Raw genomic sequence first — 1,198 nt, 5'->3', positions numbered from 1 at the left:
TGCTCACGCTTCTTCTCCTTTGCCCTTGCCTTCATTGCCTCCAGCGGGGTGGGTGCCTCCTTGAGGCGGGGAGGCAGGGTCTTGAGTCTTGGTCTCTTTGGCATCGTCGATCCCTTCTACAGGTGGGAGGTTTTCCATGCGGCGGACCTCGGACGGCAGTAGCCACCGGTCCTCGATACCGCGTTGATAGAACTGGGCACGGTTGAGGCTGTCGCCACGCAGCAGTCCTTCCACGTTGTGCTCAGCAAAGAAGCCGCTGCCCAGTAGGGTGCGGTTGATGGCCTGTTCCCACGCGACCAGGTGGCGGCGCAGGGTGTGGGTGACGAAGTACCGGCCCAGCTCCACAGCGTTGGAGTAGTTGGCCTCGCGCAGATCACCGATGAGCACAGGCGGTACACGGAACAGCCGGGCTACTTCCTCGACAGACAGGCGCCGGGCCTCGATCCACTCGGCATCCTCCAGCGTCATGGATACCGCGCTGTACTTCGCACCTTGTGGCAGCACCGGGGTCTTGCCGTGGTTGTTCACGCCAGCCTGGCCAGCGGCCCAGCTCTCACGAATCTGCGCGGCCTGCTCCTTGGTGGTGCCGGGTGCCGTCTCGATCACGCCCGACAGCTTGGTGCCCTGCTCGAACATCTTGGCGCCGTGGGTACGTTCGGCCAGCGCCAGCCCCAGGGTATCCCTGGCCACCTGAATAGGGCTGCGCCCGAGCACACCGTCTTCGGTGTGGTAACGGATGTGCAGCATCTCGTCGGCGGTCAGTCGCTGGAGCTTCCCGTGGCGGTCGGTGTACTCGTAGACCAGGCGCTCGCTGGCCGGACTGCGGAGGATCGAAACGCTGTCCGGGTTGACCGGCTCCAGCGCCTGCACACGACCGGCACCACTCCAGCGGATGCGAGCATAGGCATTGCCGCGCAGCAGGATGTGGCGTTGCAGTTGCTCGCGGAACTCCAGGGCCGTTTGCCACTCGTTCGGGGCGTCGTGCAGCAGCGCGTACAAGGGATGGGTACGGGCCTTGTCGCGCCCGTCATCGGTGCGGCGGTATACGTCCAGAGGCAGACTGCCCACGCTCTCACTGATGGCAGCAACAGCCGCGTACACGGCACTGATCGACTCGGCGGTCTGTACCGTGATGTTGACCCCTGCCGAGTTACCGGCCTGGCTGAACTGGTCGAAGTACCGATCATAGGCCGGGGTG

1 protein-coding gene is annotated in these 1,198 nt (G+C 64.6%); it reads right to left on the bottom strand.

The genetic code is table 11. From position 1 onward, the window contains the following. Nucleotides 1-3: 3 nt before the first annotated feature. The coding region (locus tag ACNFCH_RS25835) for a phage portal protein (protein WP_416744505.1) at nucleotides 4-1,198 on the bottom strand (1,195 nt) is incomplete at its 5' end.

Source organism: Pseudomonas sp. NY15354, from assembly GCF_048068075.1.
GTDB lineage: Bacteria > Pseudomonadota > Gammaproteobacteria > Pseudomonadales > Pseudomonadaceae > Aquipseudomonas > Aquipseudomonas guariconensis_C.
Note: the sequence above shows the minus strand (reverse complement) of the source record. Positions and strands in the feature narration are given on the sequence as shown.